The 15,346-nt window shown below is 62.8% G+C and carries 11 protein-coding genes; 3 read left to right on the forward strand and 8 right to left on the reverse strand.

Features of this window, described 5'->3' with window-relative positions; translation table 11 throughout:
- Positions 1-37 precede the first annotated feature (37 nt).
- The 8 genes from AC1DXU_RS10795 to AC1DXU_RS10830 all read right to left on the reverse strand — a co-directional run bounded on the left by AC1DXU_RS10795 (position 38) and on the right by AC1DXU_RS10830 (position 12,434).
- Positions 38-1,666 (reverse strand): alpha-D-glucose phosphate-specific phosphoglucomutase, encoded by a 1,629-nt coding sequence (locus AC1DXU_RS10795; protein ID WP_477367944.1) that lies wholly within the window; start codon positions 1,664-1,666, stop codon positions 38-40.
- A gap of 3 nt (positions 1,667-1,669) precedes the next feature.
- A complete protein-coding gene (gene glgA, locus AC1DXU_RS10800; RefSeq protein WP_477367947.1) occupies positions 1,670-3,115 on the reverse strand; it encodes a glycogen synthase GlgA in 1,446 nt (481 codons plus the stop codon).
- 19 nt (positions 3,116-3,134) lie between these two features.
- A complete protein-coding gene (glgC, locus tag AC1DXU_RS10805) occupies positions 3,135-4,400 on the reverse strand; it encodes a glucose-1-phosphate adenylyltransferase (protein WP_477367950.1) in 1,266 nt (421 codons plus the stop codon).
- Positions 4,401-4,436: 36 nt separating this feature from the next.
- Complete coding sequence (gene glgB, locus AC1DXU_RS10810; protein WP_477367953.1) at positions 4,437-6,650, reverse strand: 1,4-alpha-glucan branching protein GlgB; 2,214 nt, start codon at positions 6,648-6,650, stop codon at positions 4,437-4,439.
- Between the two features lie 182 nt (positions 6,651-6,832).
- On the reverse strand, positions 6,833-9,301 hold the full coding sequence (locus tag AC1DXU_RS10815) for a glycogen/starch/alpha-glucan phosphorylase (RefSeq protein ID WP_477367956.1): 2,469 nt from the start codon (positions 9,299-9,301) through the stop codon (positions 6,833-6,835).
- Positions 9,302-9,450: 149 nt separating this feature from the next.
- The gene (locus AC1DXU_RS10820) at positions 9,451-10,233 is read right to left on the reverse strand and encodes an ATP-binding cassette domain-containing protein (protein WP_477243678.1); all 783 of its coding nucleotides are present in this window, start codon (positions 10,231-10,233) and stop codon (positions 9,451-9,453) included.
- A 2-nt stretch (positions 10,234-10,235) separates the two neighbouring features.
- Positions 10,236-11,297: an ABC transporter permease gene (locus AC1DXU_RS10825; protein ID WP_477316130.1), complete on the reverse strand. Its 1,062-nt coding sequence runs from the start codon at positions 11,295-11,297 to the stop codon at positions 10,236-10,238.
- A 159-nt stretch (positions 11,298-11,456) separates the two neighbouring features.
- Positions 11,457-12,434: a substrate-binding domain-containing protein gene (locus AC1DXU_RS10830; protein ID WP_477316476.1), complete on the reverse strand. Its 978-nt coding sequence runs from the start codon at positions 12,432-12,434 to the stop codon at positions 11,457-11,459.
- A 272-nt stretch (positions 12,435-12,706) separates the two neighbouring features.
- Here AC1DXU_RS10830 and AC1DXU_RS10835 point away from each other — a divergent pair, with 272 nt between their 5' ends.
- The 3 genes from AC1DXU_RS10835 to AC1DXU_RS10845 are packed head-to-tail and all read left to right on the forward strand — an operon-like array spanning position 12,707 to position 15,297.
- Entirely contained in the window at positions 12,707-13,930 is a 1,224-nt protein-coding gene (locus AC1DXU_RS10835) for an ROK family transcriptional regulator (RefSeq protein WP_477367959.1), read from the forward strand.
- Positions 13,931-14,377: an RbsD/FucU family protein gene (locus AC1DXU_RS10840; RefSeq protein WP_477367962.1), complete on the forward strand. Its 447-nt coding sequence runs from the start codon at positions 13,931-13,933 to the stop codon at positions 14,375-14,377. It abuts the gene before it with no gap.
- Positions 14,374-15,297: a carbohydrate kinase family protein gene (locus AC1DXU_RS10845; RefSeq protein ID WP_477367965.1), complete on the forward strand. Its 924-nt coding sequence runs from the start codon at positions 14,374-14,376 to the stop codon at positions 15,295-15,297. The genes AC1DXU_RS10840 and AC1DXU_RS10845 overlap by 4 nt, the downstream gene beginning before the upstream one ends.
- The last annotated feature ends 49 nt before the right edge of the window (positions 15,298-15,346 follow it).

Consider the following 15,346-nt stretch of genomic DNA (forward strand, 5'->3'; position numbering starts at 1 on the left):
CCTCCCCCCAAGGGGGAGGGTGAAGCCACCGCCAACCTCAAGTAATCACGCTCGGCTTGTTGCGGCCGGTGTGGCTCTTGATGCCGGCGATATCATCGGCCGCCGTAATCAGGTCGGCGAGCGCCTCTTGCGTGTCGAGATCATGCCTCGCTGTGTCCGGCTCGTAGCGCTCGATATAGACGCGCAGCGTGGCGCCTGAGGTGCCGGTGCCGGAGAGGCGGAAGACGACGCGTGAGCCGCCTTCGAACAGCACCCGGATGCCCTGGTTCTTGCTGATCGAGCCATCGACCGGATCGTGATAGGCAAAATCGTCGGCGCTGGCGATCTTCATGCCGCGCACGCTGGTACCCGGCAGCGAGGCAAGCTTGGCGCGCAGTTCGTCGACCAGGGCGTTGGCGCGGTCGCTCTCGACCTCTTCGTAGTCATGGCGCGAATAGTAGTTGCGGCCATAGCTCGCCCAGTGCTCGGTGACGATCTCTCTGGCGCTTTCGCCGCGCACCGCCAGGATGTTGAGCCACAACAGCACCGCCCAAAGGCCGTCCTTTTCGCGGACATGGTTGGAGCCGGTCCCGGCACTCTCCTCGCCGCAGATCGTCGCCATATCGGCGTCGAGCAGATTGCCGAAGAACTTCCAGCCGGTCGGCGTCTCGTAGATGCCAATGCCGAGCTTTTCGGCGACGCGGTCGGCAGCACCGCTGGTCGGCATCGAGCGGGCGATGCCCTTCAAGCCGGCCTTATAGCCGGGCGCCAGATGGGCGTTGGCGGCGAGCATGGCGACCGAATCCGACGGGGTGACGAAAATGCCCTTGCCGATGATCAGATTGCGGTCGCCGTCGCCGTCGGAGGCGGCGCCAAAGTCCGGCGCGTCCGGCCCCATCATCTCGTCATATAGGTGCTTGGCGTGGACGAGGTTGGGATCGGGGTGGTGACCGCCAAAATCCTCCAATGGCTTGAAGTTGCGGCAGGTGCCGTTGGGCGCGCCAAGCCGCCGTTCGAGGATCTCCTTGGCATAGGGGCCGGTGACCGCATGCATGGCGTCGAAGCGCATGCGGAAGCCGTATTTGAAATTGGCGCGGATGGCGTCGAAGTCGAACAGGCTTTCCATCAGCTCGGCATAGTCGGTGACCGGATCGATGATCTCGACCGTCATGCCGGCAGCCTTGACCGTGCCGATCTTGTCGATGTCGATCGGTTCGATGTCGGCGATCTTGAAGCTCGAAATCGTCTTGGTCTTTTCGAACATCGCGTCGGTCAGTTTTTCCGGCGCCGGCCCGCCATTGCCGGCATTGTACTTGATGCCGAAATCCTCATGCGGGCCGCCTGGATTGTGGCTGGCCGACAGGATGATGCCGCCGAAAGTCTTGTATTTGCGGATGACATTCGAGGCCGCCGGCGTCGACAGGATGCCGCCCTGCCCGACCATCACCTTGCCGAAGCCGTTGGCCGCCGCCATGGCGATGGCCTTCTGGATGACCTCGCGATTGTAGAAACGGCCGTCGCCGCCGATCACCAGGGTCTTGCCCTCGAAACCTTCCAGCGCATCGAAGATCGACTGGATGAAGTTCTCGGCATAGTGCTCCTGCTGGAACACCGGCACCTTCTTGCGCAGCCCGGAAGTGCCGGGCTTCTGGTCGGAATAGGGTTTGGTGGCGACGGTTCTTATCATGCCTCAGGCAGCCCTTTTCGAAAGCAGCAAGCGATAGAGTTCAACGTATTTTTCAGCACTTCGATCCCACGACACGTCGGCCTTCATGCCTTGCCTCTGGATCGACGTCCAGACCGCCGGATTGGCGTGCGCCTCCACCAGCCGGCGGATGGCGTGCAGGAAGGCGCCGGCGTTGGCGGGCGCAAACTGGAAGCCGGTTGCCACGCCGGCCGAAACAGCGGCTTCATTGGCGTCGATGATCGTGTCGGCAAGACCGCCGGTGCGGGCGACGACCGGCACGCAGCCATAGCGCAGCCCGTAAAGCTGGGTCAGTCCGCATGGCTCGAAACGCGACGGGATGATGATGGCGTCGCAGCCGCCCTGCATGGTGTGGGACAGAACCTCGTCATAGCCGACGACGACGCCGATGCGGCCGCGATGGCGGGCGGCGGCGGCAAGCAGCGCGCCTTCGAGGCCGGCATCGCCGGAGCCCAGGATCGCCAGCCGCGCACCAGATGCGACGATGCCGTCGACGACCGCCGCCAGTATGTCCATGCCCTTTTGCCAGGTCAGCCGGCTGATGACGCAGACGATCGGGCTGTCGTCGCGGTCGAGGCTGAAACGATCCTCGACAGCGGCCCTGTTGGGTGCGCGCGCCTTCAGGGTCTTGGCCGTGTAGGTGGACACCAGCTGCTTGTCGGTCTCCGGATTCCAGATGTCGGTGTCGATGCCGTTGACGATGCCGTAGAGATCGGTGGAGCGCATGTTGATGAGGCCATCGAGGCCCATGCCGAATTCCGGCGCGCGGATTTCCTGGGCATAGGTCGGGCTGACCGTGGTGATCGCCCAGGCAGCCTGCAGGCCGGCTTTCAGGAAACCGACGCCACCGTAATATTCGACGCCGTCGAGCGCCATCGCAACCGCCGGCAGGCCAAGCTCGCCAAAAATGCCGGCGCCGAACTGGCCCTGGAAGGCAAGGTTGTGGACGGTGATCATCGACGGGACGCCGACCGCCTTGCCGTAGCGCATATAGGCGAGCGTCATCGCCGACTGCCAGTCATGGGCGTGGACGAGGTCGGGCTGGTAGCCTGATATGGCGCCGCCGGCGATGTCGCCGCCGACCTGGCTCAAGGCCGCGAAGCGCCGCCAATTGTCTGGCCAGTCAGCGCCGGCCGCATTGCCATAGGGACCGCCGGGACGATCAAACAGATGCGGCGCGTCGAGCACGAACAGGTCGAGCCCGGCGATCTGGACGGCATGCACCGAAGCCTTGCCGCCCTGCAGCAGCGGATACTGGTGCACGGCCTTCTTTTTCTTGAAGGCGTCCATCACCACGGGGAAGCCCGGGATGAGCGTTCGCATGGTCACGCCCTTGGCCGCCAATGCGATGGGCAAGGCGCCGGTTACGTCGGCCAGTCCGCCGGTCTTGATCAGCGGGAAAATCTCGGGCGTAACCGACAGAACCTGCATTCACTACAATCCTAATCCGCTACAGCTTCAATTTGTCGATCATTTCCTGCGTGACAAGGCAGATGCCTTTTTCAGAAACGCGGAAGCGCTTGGCGTCGAGGATCGGGTCTTCGCCAACCACCAGCCCCTCCGGTATCCTTACGCCATGATCGATAACCAAGCGCTTCAACTTTGCGTTCCGGCCGACATGAACGTCGGGCAACATGACGACTTCCTCGAGCGTCGAATAGGAGTTGATGCGCGCGCCGGTGAAGATCAGGCTTTTCTTCAGCGAAGCGCCCGACACGATGCAATCGCCTGACACCAGCGAGGATACGGCCGAACCACGGCGGCCATCCTCGTCATGCACGAACTTTGCCGGCGGCTTCAATTCTGCGTAAGTCCAGATCGGCCAGTCGCGGTCGTAGAGATCGAGCTCCGGCGTGACGTCGGTCAAGTCGATATTGGCTTCCCAATAGGCGTCGACCGTACCGACATCGCGCCAGTAGGCCTCGTTTTCCATCGTCGAGCGGACGCAGGATTTGGCGAAGCGATGCGCGATCGCCTTACCGTGCTGGACGATATAGGGGATGATGTCCTTGCCGAAGTCGCGGCTTGAGCCCGGCTCGGCCGCATCGCGGCGCAACTGCTCCATCAGGAACTTGGTCTTGAAGACGTAGATGCCCATCGAGGCCAGCGCGAATTCCGGCTTGTCGGGAATGCCCGGTGGATCGGCCGGCTTTTCGACGAAGGCAATGATGTTGTCCTTGGCATCGACATGCATGACGCCGAAGCCGGTGGCTTCCATGCGCGGCACTTCGAGACAGCCGACGGTGACGTCGGCGCCGGCATCGACATGCTGGCGAAGCATCATCTCGTAGTCCATCTTGTAGATGTGGTCGCCGGCGAGGATGACCATGTATTCGGGCCCATAGGCCTCGATGATATCGATGTTCTGGTAGACCGCGTCCGCCGTGCCTTCATACCACTGCGTTTCCGAAACGCGCTGGCTGGCCGGCAGGATGTCAAAACTTTCGTTTCGTTCGGGCCGCAGGAAGTTCCAGCCACGCTGCAGATGGCGGATCAGCGAATGCGCCTTGTACTGGGTGGCGACGCCGAGGCGGCGAATGCCGGAATTGAGCGCGTTGGAGAGCGCGAAATCGATGATGCGCGTCTTGCCGCCGAAATAGACCGCGGGCTTGGCGCGCCGGTCGGTCAATTCCTTGAGGCGACTGCCGCGGCCGCCGGCCAGCACATAGGCCATGGCGTCGCGGGCCAGCGGCTGGGTTCGTTTCGTTTCTGCCATTTTTACCCTCCCAAATCACTCAGTCTGGAACATCGCTCAGTCCGGAACAAATTCGAGCATGATCGTCGACAGCGGCGGCAAAAGCATCGTCACCGAAATGCCTCCTCCTTCCGCCCTGGCTTCGACCACGCCGCCATTGCCCTTGCCCGAACCACCATAGTCCGATGCATCGGTGTTGATGATCTCGCGCCATTTGCCGGCCTGCGGCAACGGCACGCGGTAATTGTCGCGCGGCACCGGCGTGAAGTTGGAAATGACGGCGACCGGGTTGCCGCCCGGCGCGCTGCGCAGCCAGGCAAAGACCGAGTTGGCGCTGTCGTCGACGATCAGCCAGGAGAAGCCCTCCGGCTCGCAATCGCGCGCATGCAGCGCCGGGCGTGAGCGGTAGAGATAGTTGAGGTCGCGCACCGTCTGCCAGACGCCGCGGTGCAGCCGGAACTCGAGCAGGTTCCAGTCGAGCGCGCGCGCTTCGCTCCATTCGCGGCGCTGGGCGAATTCCTGGCCCATGAACAAAAGCTTCTTGCCGGGGTAGCCCCACATGAAGGCGTAGTAGGCGCGCAGCGTCGCGAACTTCTGCCAGTCGTCGCCGGCCATCTTGCCGAGAAGCGTGCCCTTGCCGTGCACGACTTCGTCATGGGAAAGCGGCAGCACGAAATTCTCTGAGAAGGCGTAGGTCAGGCCAAAGGTAAGGTCGTTGTGGTGGTGCTTGCGAAAGATCGGCTCCTTGGAAAAGTACTCCAGCGTGTCGTGCATGAAGCCCATGTTCCACTTGAAGCCGAAGCCCAGCCCGCCTTCATGGACGGGTGCCGAGACTTTTGGCCATGAGGTCGATTCCTCGGCGATCGTCATCACGCCGGGATGATGGCCGTAGACCTCCTTGTTCATCTTCTGCAGGAAGCTGACCGCCTCGAGGTTTTCGCGCCCGCCCTTCTCGTTGGGGATCCATTCGCCGGCCTTGCGCGAATAATCGAGGTAGAGCATCGACGCCACCGCATCGACGCGCAAACCGTCGACATGGTATTTCTCAGCCCAGAACAGCGCGTTGTTGACGAGGAACGAGACCACCTCGCGGCGGCCGAAATTGTAGATCGCGGTGTTCCAGTCGGGATGAAAACCCTTGCGCGGGTCGGCATGCTCATAGAGCGCGGTGCCGTCGAAATTGGCTAGGCCGTGCGCGTCGACCGGAAAATGCGCCGGCACCCAGTCGAGGATGACGCCGAGGCCGGCGCGGTGGGCGCCGTCGACGAAACGGGCAAACCCATCCGGATCGCCGAAGCGGGCCGACGGCGCATAAAGGCCAGTTGTCTGGTAACCCCATGACGGGTCATAGGGATGTTCGGAGATCGGCATGAATTCGATATGGGTGAAACCCGTCTCGACCACATAGGGGATCAGCTGGTCGGCGAGTTCGTCCCATGACAGGAAACTGCCGTCGTCGCGTAGCTGCCACGAGCCGGCATGGACCTCGTAGATCGACACCGCTTCGCGCCTGTGGTCGGCGTTGCGCCAGAAATTTCGGTGCGCGTCGTCGCCCCATTCATGCGCCGGCGGCACCGCCGTCACCGAAGCGGTGGCCGGGCGCAGTTCTGACTTGAAGGCGAAGGGATCGGCCTTCAGCGGCAGCCGGACGCCATCGGGCCCGATGATCTCGTATTTGTAGGGCCGGCCGGCGCCAATATCAGGAATGAACAGTTCCCAGATGCCGGTGTCGCGGCGGTCGCGCATCGTGTGCCGGCGGCCGTCCCATTCGTTGAAGTCGCCGACCACCGACACCCGCTTGGCATTGGGCGCCCAGACAGCGAAGTGCACGCCGGACGCACCCTCATGGTCGATGAGATGGGCGCCGAGCTTGTCGAACAGCCTCAGATGCGACCCTTGCGCGATGTAGTAATCGTCGAGAGGTCCGAGCACCGGGCCGAAGGAATAGGGATCGGTCAGCCACCAGTCGGCGGTGGCGTTCCTGGCGTGATAGCGCAGCGGCTGGCGTTTGCGCAGCGAGAGCTTGCCCTCGAAGAAGCCGTGATCGTCGCGCCTGGACAGCTCGCCGGCATTCTTGCCGGTCAGCGTATAGGCGGTGACGAATTCGGCATGCGGGACGAAACAGCGGGCGACGAAGCCCTTGCCCACTTCGTGCACACCGAGCACTGCAAATGGATCGCCATGCGTGCCGGCAACAATCGCCGTGACATCGCTGGCTGGTGCCAGTCCGTCCGGCCCGCTTGTCGTAGCGGTCGCGCGCGGCTTCCTCATCAGGCAGTGACCCTCCCTGGGCACCTGGTCTTGTTCTTATGCATGTCGCTGTCCCAAAACCGCTACGCACTTTTGGGCGACATGCACCTCTTTGTTGTCGTGCATGTCGTTGCCCCAAAACCGCTGGGCACTTTTGGGCGACATGCACCGGACCACATTGTTCGTGGCCTCATGCAATCATATCAGGCGGGCACGTTCCAGATTTCTTTCGCGTATTGGCGGATCGTGCGATCGGAAGAGAACCAGCCGACGCGGGCGACATTGCGGATTGCTCTCGCGTACCAGTCGGGACTGTTGCGCCAGACGGCGTCGACCTCGCGCTGGGCAGCAGTGTAGGAGTCGAAATCGGCGGCGACCATGAACCAGTCGCTCTGGTAGAGACCGTTGATCAGGTCGCGATAACGATCAGGATCGTCAGGTGAGAAGACGCCCGACGAAACGGCCGACACCGCTTGCGCCAGTTCCGGCGATGCCTCGATCACGGCGCGCGGATTGTAGCCATTGGCGCGCCGCTCGGCGACCTCGGCTGTGGTCAGGCCGAAGATGAAGATGTTGTCGTCGCCGACGCACTCCTTGATCTCGACATTGGCGCCGTCGAGCGTGCCGATGGTGAGTGCGCCGTTCAGGGCGAACTTCATGTTGCCGGTGCCCGACGCTTCCATGCCGGCGGTCGAGATCTGCTCGGAAAGGTCGGCGGCCGGCATCATGATTTCGGCCAGGCTGACATTGTAGTTCGGCAGGAATACCACTTTCAGCAGGCCACGAACCGACGGGTCGCTGTTGATGACCTTGGCGACGTCGTTGGCGAGTTTGATGATCAGTTTAGCGTTGTGGTAGCTGGGCGCCGCCTTGCCGCCGAAGAACTTTACGCGAGGCATCCAGTCGCGCTCCGGATGCGAGCGGATCTGGTCATACAGCGCGATCGCTTCGAGGATGTTGAGCAGCTGGCGCTTGTATTCGTGGATGCGCTTGATCTGGATGTCGAACAGCGCCGAGGGATCGACCTTGATGCCAAGCCGGTCGGCGACGAGATTGGCCAGCCGCGCCTTGTTGGTCCGCTTGACGGCGGCGAACTTGTCGCGGAAGGCGGCGTCGCCGGCGAAGGCCTCGAGGCCCTTGATGGCGTCGATGTCATCCAGGAAACGGTCGCCGATCGTCTCGCGGGTCAGCGCCGTCAGGCCGGGATTGCACTGGATCAGCCAGCGCCGCGGCGTAATGCCGTTGGTCTTGTTGTTGATGCGATCGGGATAGAGCTTGTGAAGGTCGGCAAACACCGTCTCCTTCATCAATTCGGTATGCAGCGCCGAGACGCCGTTGATCGAATGCGAGCCGACAAAGGCTAGATTGCCCATGCGCACCCGGCGGTCGCCATTTTCCTGAATCAGCGAGATGCGGCTGATCTGCTCGTCCGAGAACTGGTTGGACGCGCGCGCCTCGAGCAGCACCTCGGCATTGATGGCGTAGACGATCTGCATGTGGCGCGGCAACAGCCGTTCGAACAGCGGCACCGGCCAGCTTTCCAGCGCTTCGGGCAGCAGCGTGTGGTTGGTGTAGCCGAAGGTGCGCTTGGTGATGCTCCAGGCCTGGTCGAAATCCATGCCGTGGACATCCATCAAAAGCCGCATCAACTCGGGCACAGCAATGGCCGGGTGGGTGTCGTTGAGATGGATCGCCGCCTTGTCAGGCAGCGACTGCAAATTGCCATACTGGCTGAGATGACGCTGGAGGATATCCTGCAGCGAGGCGGTGGAGAAGAAATACTCCTGCCGCAGCCGCAGTTCCTGGCCCGCCTTGTGGGAATCGGCGGGGTAAAGCACGCGCGACAAGGCATCGGCCTTGTTGCTTTCGGCAAGCGCGCCGATGTGATCGCCGGCGTTGAACTTGTCGAGCAGGATCGGATCGATCGGCATGCCCGACCACAGCCGCAGCGTGTTGACGCGATTGGCCCGCCAGCCGACGACGGGCGTGTCGTAGGCGACAGCCTGAATATGTTCGGTCGGCTTCCAGACGTGACGCTCGAGCCGGCCGTCCTTCGAGGTGATCGATTCCACCGAACCACCGAAACCGACCTCGAAGGCACGTTCGCGCCGTTCGAACTCCCACGGGTTGCCGTGGTCGAGCCAGGTCTCGGGCAGTTCGACCTGCCAGCCGTCATGGATCTCCTGCCGGAACATGCCGTTGGCATAACGGATGCCGTAGCCGTGTGCCGGAATGTCGACCGTCGCCATGCTTTCCATGAAGCAGGCGGCGAGACGGCCAAGACCGCCATTGCCGAGGGCGGCATCCGGTTCGAGCGCAGCGATGATGTCGAGGTCGACGCCGAGCGACTTGAGCGCCTCGCGCATATTGTCCATCAGGCCGAGATTGGAGAAGGCATCGCGCATCAGGCGGCCGATGAGGAATTCCAGCGACAGATAGTAGACGCGCTTTTCCTGCTGAGCGTAGGCCTCCTGCGTCGCCTGCATCCAGTGATCGACGATGCGGTCGCGCACGACCTTGATTGAGGCGGTGAGCCAATCGTACTGGGTGGCGACGTTGGTGCCCTTGCCGACCCGGTATTTGAGGGCCAGCAAGACTTCGTCAGCGAGCGTCTTGGGATCTGGGTTTTCAAGAATGGGCTTGTTGGCTTGGGATGTCATCGCGCGCGTCATGCTGCCTCTCGTGCGGTTGCCATGATCATACCGGCTTTCACCATTCCTCCCAGCCCATGCTACTGCATCTTATTATATATTCAATCGATTTAGCCTGCCACGGCTCCGACCGGCCCTGCGGCAATTTGGCAATCCAGGCGGTCAGTGCCTCAGGCCGCCAGTGCCGCCTCCGGCGGAACCTTCGCCCCGGTCATGAAGGCGACGGCGTCGGACATGGTATATTGCTTGGGATCGATGACGCACAGGCGACGGCCCAGCCGGTGAATGTGGATGCGGTCCGCCACTTCGAAGACATGCGGCATGTTGTGCGAGATCAGCACGATCGGCAGGCCGCGCTTCTTCACATCGAGGATCAGTTCGAGCACGCGGCGGCTTTCCTTGACGCCAAGTGCTGCCGTCGGCTCATCCATGATCACCACTTTTGAGCCGAAGGCGGCGGCACGCGCCACCGCCACGCCCTGGCGTTGGCCGCCCGACAGCGTTTCGACCGCCTGGCTGATGTTCTGGATGGTCATCAGCCCCAGCTCGGTCAGCTTGTCACGGGCGCGCTTTTCCATCGCCGGACGGTCGAGCATGCGCAGCCAGTCGCCGAGAAAACCCGGTTTGCGGATTTCGCGGCCGAGGAACATGTTGTCGGCGATCGACAGCGCCGGCGACAGCGCCAGGTTCTGGTAGACGGTCTCGATGCCAGCTTCGCGGGCTTCCATCGGCGATTTAAAGGCGACGGCTTTGCCTTCGAGCCGGATCTCGCCTTCATCGGGCAAGGCCGCGCCGGAAATCGCCTTGATGAGCGACGACTTGCCGGCGCCATTGTCGCCGATGACAGCGAGGATTTCGCCCGGATAGAGGTCGAAATCGGCACTGTCGAGGGCGGTGACGCGGCCATAGCGTTTGATCAGACCGCGCGCGGTGAGGATGGGTTCCTGGGTCATGACTATGCCGAAACCTTTCTGATCCATTGGTCGATCGCGACGGCGCCGATGATCAGCATACCGGTGAGCAGCACTTTCCATTGCGGATCGGCGCCCAGCATGTTGAGGCCCATCGAGACGACGCCGACGATCATGGCGCCAAACAGCGTACCCAGGATCGAGCCGCGCCCGCCGAACAGGGAAATACCGCCGATCACCGTCGCGGTGATGGCCTGTAGATTGTAGTCGGTGACAGCGGCTGACGGCGAAATCGAGCCGTTGCGGCCGATGGAGACCCAGGCAGCGAAAGCGGCAATCAGCCCGGCAAGGGTGTAGACCGTCATCAACACCTTCTTGGTCTGGATGCCCGACAGCTTCGCCGCCTCCTGGTCATCGCCAACGGCGTAGACATGGCGACCCCATGCGGTGTGATTGAGCACATACCAGAGGATCAAAACGAGCACGACCGTGGCAATGACGCCGAGCGTCAGTACCGCCGAGCCGATCTTGAAGCTCATGGCAAAAAGATGCAGTAGCGGCGCCTGGGCATCGACGTCGGTGTCGCGGATCGTCTCATTGGCCGAATAGATGAAATTCGTGGCCATGACGATGTTCCAGGTGCCAAGCGTCACGATGAAGGGCGGCAGCTTCATGTAGGCGACCAGCACCCCGTTGAGCAGCCCGCAGGCCGCGCCGGCGGCAAGCCCGATTGGCACGGCGAGAATGGCCGGCATGCCGTAACTGACCGCGCAATTGCCCATGATCACGGCTGAAATCACCATGATCACGCCAATCGAAAGGTCGATGCCGGCGGTCAGGATGACCAGCGTCTGCGCGGCGCCGAGAATGCCGACAATGGCGATCTGCTGCAGGATCAGCGTCAGCGTGTAGGACGAAAAGAACCGCCCGCCGATGGTGATGCCGAAGACGATGATCGCCAGAACCAGCACGATCAGCGGCACCGCGGCCGGGGTCGAATGCAGGAAATGCTGGATGCGTTTGACGGCCGATTTGTGCTCGTCAAAAGCGGCAACGCTTGTGTCGCTGCTCGAGAGAACCTTCTCGAATTCCTGAGCTTGAGCCATGTTTCCTCCCCGTAAGGCTCAGCCGCGCGCTGAGACCCGTCCACGCCTTTCCGGTCTGCCGCCGGGATTATTCGCGTCTACAGTGACACATCGTCCACCCGAAACGGCCGGGGATCAAGCCCCCGGCCGGTCGGTTCTTTTTTGCCGGTCAGACCAGCATCAGCCCCAGCACTTGGCGAGGCCTTCCTTGGTGTCGATGGACTTCACGCCGGCGGCGGGTTTGTCGGTCACGAGGTTGACGCCGGTGTCGAAGAAATTCTTGCCTTCGGTCGGCTTCGGCTTGGTGCCGTCCTTGGCGAAAGCGGCGATAGCCTCGATGCCGAGTGCCGCCATCTGCAGCGGATATTGCTGCGAGGTCGCACCGATCACGCCTTCGGTAACCGATTTCACGCCGGGGCAGCCGCCGTCAACCGACACGATCAACACCTGCTTTTCAAGACCGACGGCCTTGAGCGCCTGATAGGCGCCGACAGCGGCGGGCTCGTTGATGGTGTGGATGACGGTGATGCCGGAGTCCTTCTGGAGAAGGTTCTCCATAGCCTTGCGGCCGCCTTCCTCGTTGCCGTTGGTGACGTCATGGCCGACGATGCGTGCATCGTCCTCGTCGCCGATTTTGTTGGGGTCCTTCACGTCGATGCCGTAGCCCATCATGAAGCCCTGGTCGCGCAGCACGTCGACTGTCGGCTGCGAGGGAGTCAGGTCGAGGAAGCCGATCTTGGCATCCTTGGCCTTGTCGCCGAGCGTCGCCGCAGCCCATGCGCCGATCAGCTTGCCGGCTTCGAGATTGTCCGTCGCGAAGGTTGCGTCGGCAGCGTCGATCGGGTCAAGCGGCGTGTCGAGCGCGATCACCAGCAGACCGGCGTCGCGCGCCTTCTTCACCGTTGGGACGATGCCCTTGGTGTCGGACGCGGTGATCAGGATGCCCTTGGCGCCGTCGGCAATGCAGCTCTCGATTGCCGCCACCTGGCTCTCGCTGTCGCCGTCGACCTTGCCTGCGTAGGATTTGAGGTCGACGCCGAGTTCCTTGGCTTTCGCGGTGGCGCCTTCCTTCATCTTGACGAAGAAGGGATTGGTGTCGGTCTTGGTGATCAGGCAGGCGCCGACGCCGGCGGCCGATGCCGACGATGCAAATGCCATCAAACCCAACCCGGCAGCGGCAAACACGGTGGACTTCAAAAGTTTTGACTTGGTCACGATTTTCCTCCCAGTGGAACCATTCCGGATGCCGGCCAACCGGCATCTTGCAGCGCATCCAACGAAGTTCTCCCAGCGTGGACGCTGTCTCCAACAGACACCAGTCCTAAACCTCTGTCAATAATTAAATCACTCTTATTTATTATTGACACCCTTGTCCCGTTCACTCATTCTGGCCCAAAAGCATTGAGGGGAAACGACGGGAGGAGACAAGGGTGGAGACCGGCATTGCGAGGCACGGTTCGCCCGAGGCGGCTGAAAGCCATCTGCATCGCGGCACCAACCAGAGCGGCATGCGCGACCACAATGAGCGGTTGGTGCTGTCGCTGGTGCGTCAGCACGGCAGTCTGGCCAAATCCGACATTGCGCGCATGACCGGGCTTTCGGCCCAGACGGTTTCGGTGATCATGCGCGAGCTCGAGGAAGACAGCCTGCTTGTCCGGCAGGCGCCGTTGCGCGGCAAGATCGGCCAACCCTCCATCCCGATGGCGCTCAATCCCGATGGCGCCTATTTCATCGGCCTCAAGATCGGCCGCCGCAGCGCCGAGCTGGTGCTCATCGATTTCCTTGGGCATGTGCGCTCGATGCTGCAGCATTCCTACCGCTATCCAGCGCCACGCGAGACAGTGGAATTCGTCACCTCCGGCATGAAGAAGATGCGCGGCGAGCTGACCGCGGCGCAGGACAAGCGCATTGCCGGACTTGGCATCGCCATGCCATTCGAACTTTGGAACTGGGCTGATACGGCAGGCGCGCCGCGCGACGTCATGGATGAATGGCGCCATCGCGACATCCGTGCCGACATCCAGGCGCAATGCGAATTCCCGGTCTATCTGCAGAACGACGCCACTTCGGCCTGCGGCGCCGAGTTGGTGTTCGGCCAGGCGGGCGCGCGCGACTTCGTCTACTTCTACATCGGCGCCTTTGCCGGCGGCGGCATCGTGCTGAACGGCCGGCTTTTTGGCGGCCCGACCGGCAATGCCGGCGCGCTGGGCTCGATGCCGGTGCCGGGACCCGACGGCAAGCCAACGCAATTGATCGACGTGGCGTCGATCGCCATGCTGGAGAAGGCACTCAACGCGCGCGGCGTCGAAGCCTCGCATTTGTGGACCTCGCCGCAGGACTGGGGCGAGATCGGCGTCGAGCTCGATGACTGGATCGTTGGTGCCGCACAAGCGCTGGCCTATGCGATCGTCTCCGCATCATCGGTCATCGATTTTGAGGCGGCGGTGATCGACGGATGGATGCCACTCACTGTCCGCCGCCGGCTTGTCGATGCCGTCATCGAGGCCATCGCCACGATCGACGGCGAGGGCCTGAAATTGCCAACCGTTCGCGAAGGCACCGTCGGCATACATGCGCGCGCACTGGGCGGCGCCAGCCTGCCGCTCTCCGAACGTTTCCTCATCGGCTCGACGACCATTTCCAGGAGCACCTGAATGCTGATCGGAATCCCGGCGCTGCTCGGTCCGGAGCTTCTGGCGACGTTGCGCGCCATGGGCCATGGCGACGAGATCGCCCTTGTCGACGGAAATTACCCGGCCGAAGAACAGGCAACCCGCCTGATCCGGGCCGACGGTCATCCTCTTATCCCGGTTCTCGATGCCATATTGAGCGTCTTGCCCGTCGACGACGCCGTCCCGGAGGCGTTGTTTCGCGCCTCGGTCAAGGGTGACCCCGCGCTTGCCGATCCAGTCCATCATGAGATCGAGGCGATCTGCGCCAAGCGTGCGCCGGGCCGCAAGGTGGTTGCGCTGGCCGGTGCCGACTTCTATGCACGGGTCAAGTCGGCGCACGCGATCGTCGCCACCAGCGAGCCTCGTCTCTATGCCAACATCATCATCCGCAAGGGCGTGATCTATCCGCCGGAGACCAAGAAGCCATGATCCTTTGCTGCGGCGAAGCCCTGATCGACATGCTGCCGCGCACCACGACTGAGGGCGAGCCGGCTTTTGCCCCCTATGTCGGCGGCGCCGTGTTCAACAGCGCCATTGCGCTTGGCCGGCTGGGCGCGCCAGCGGGGTTCTTTTCCGGCCTGTCGTCGGATCTGTTCGGCGGCCAGTTCCGCGACGCGCTGGGGGCGAGCAAGGTCAGCTCCACCTACGCACACACCTCGCCCCGGCCAACCACGCTTGCCTTCGTGCGGCTGAACAACGGCCAGGCGACCTACACCTTCTATGACGAGAACACGGCCGGCCGCATGCTGACCGTCGACGACCTGCCGGAGCTCGGCGCAGAGATCGAGGCCATGCTGTTCGGTGCCATCAGCCTGATCTCGGAGCCGGCCGGAGGGGCCTATGAGGAATTCATGAAGCGCGAGCATGAGCGCCGCGTGATGATGCTCGACCCCAACATCCGGCCGAACTTCATCCCCGACAAGGCCAAGCATCTGAGGCGCATCCGCTCGATGATGGCGATGGCCGATATCGTCAAACTGTCGGACGAGGACCTGAACTGGTTCGGCGAAGCCGGCTCGCATGAGGACGTCATCCGCAACTGGCTGGATCGCGGCCCGAAGCTGATCGTCGTCACCCATGGCAGCGAAGGCGCCGTCGGCTACACCAGGGATCACGCCGTCACCGTCATGCCGGAAAAGGTCAAGGTGGTCGACACGGTGGGCGCCGGCGACACGTTCAACGCCGGCATCCTCGCCTCGCTGCATGAGCAAGGCCTGTTGTCGAAGACGGCGATCGCCGGCCTGTCGAAAGACGCCATCCACAAGGCGCTTGCGCTCGGCGCCAAGGCCGCCGCGGTGACCGTATCGCGGGCCGGCGCCAATCCGCCTTGGCGGCACGAAATCGCCTGACGGGAACGCGATCCGCCCAGAGCTGTGCTGCGCAAGCCGATCACTTTAT

It is taken from the genome of Mesorhizobium sp. P3_A10 (assembly GCF_056403175.1).

Excerpts from the sequence above, each read along its gene's own strand:
- glgC (WP_477367950.1), bottom strand. The coding sequence starts at position 4,400 with ATGGCAGAAACGAAACGAACCCAGCCGCTGGCCCGCGACGCCATGGCC.
- AC1DXU_RS10840 (WP_477367962.1), top strand. The coding sequence starts at position 13,931 with ATGCTGATCGGAATCCCGGCGCTGCTCGGTCCGGAGCTTCTGGCGACG.
- AC1DXU_RS10845 (WP_477367965.1), top strand. The coding sequence starts at position 14,374 with ATGATCCTTTGCTGCGGCGAAGCCCTGATCGACATGCTGCCGCGCACC.
- AC1DXU_RS10795 (WP_477367944.1), bottom strand. The coding sequence starts at position 1,666 with ATGATAAGAACCGTCGCCACCAAACCCTATTCCGACCAGAAGCCCGGC.
- AC1DXU_RS10830 (WP_477316476.1), bottom strand. The coding sequence starts at position 12,434 with ATGGCATTTGCATCGTCGGCATCGGCCGCCGGCGTCGGCGCCTGCCTG.
- AC1DXU_RS10820 (WP_477243678.1), bottom strand. The coding sequence starts at position 10,233 with ATGACCCAGGAACCCATCCTCACCGCGCGCGGTCTGATCAAACGCTAT.
- glgB (WP_477367953.1), bottom strand. The coding sequence starts at position 6,650 with ATGAGGAAGCCGCGCGCGACCGCTACGACAAGCGGGCCGGACGGACTG.
- glgA (WP_477367947.1), bottom strand. The coding sequence starts at position 3,115 with ATGCAGGTTCTGTCGGTTACGCCCGAGATTTTCCCGCTGATCAAGACC.
- AC1DXU_RS10815 (WP_477367956.1), bottom strand. The coding sequence starts at position 9,301 with ATGACGCGCGCGATGACATCCCAAGCCAACAAGCCCATTCTTGAAAAC.
- AC1DXU_RS10825 (WP_477316130.1), bottom strand. The coding sequence starts at position 11,297 with ATGGCTCAAGCTCAGGAATTCGAGAAGGTTCTCTCGAGCAGCGACACA.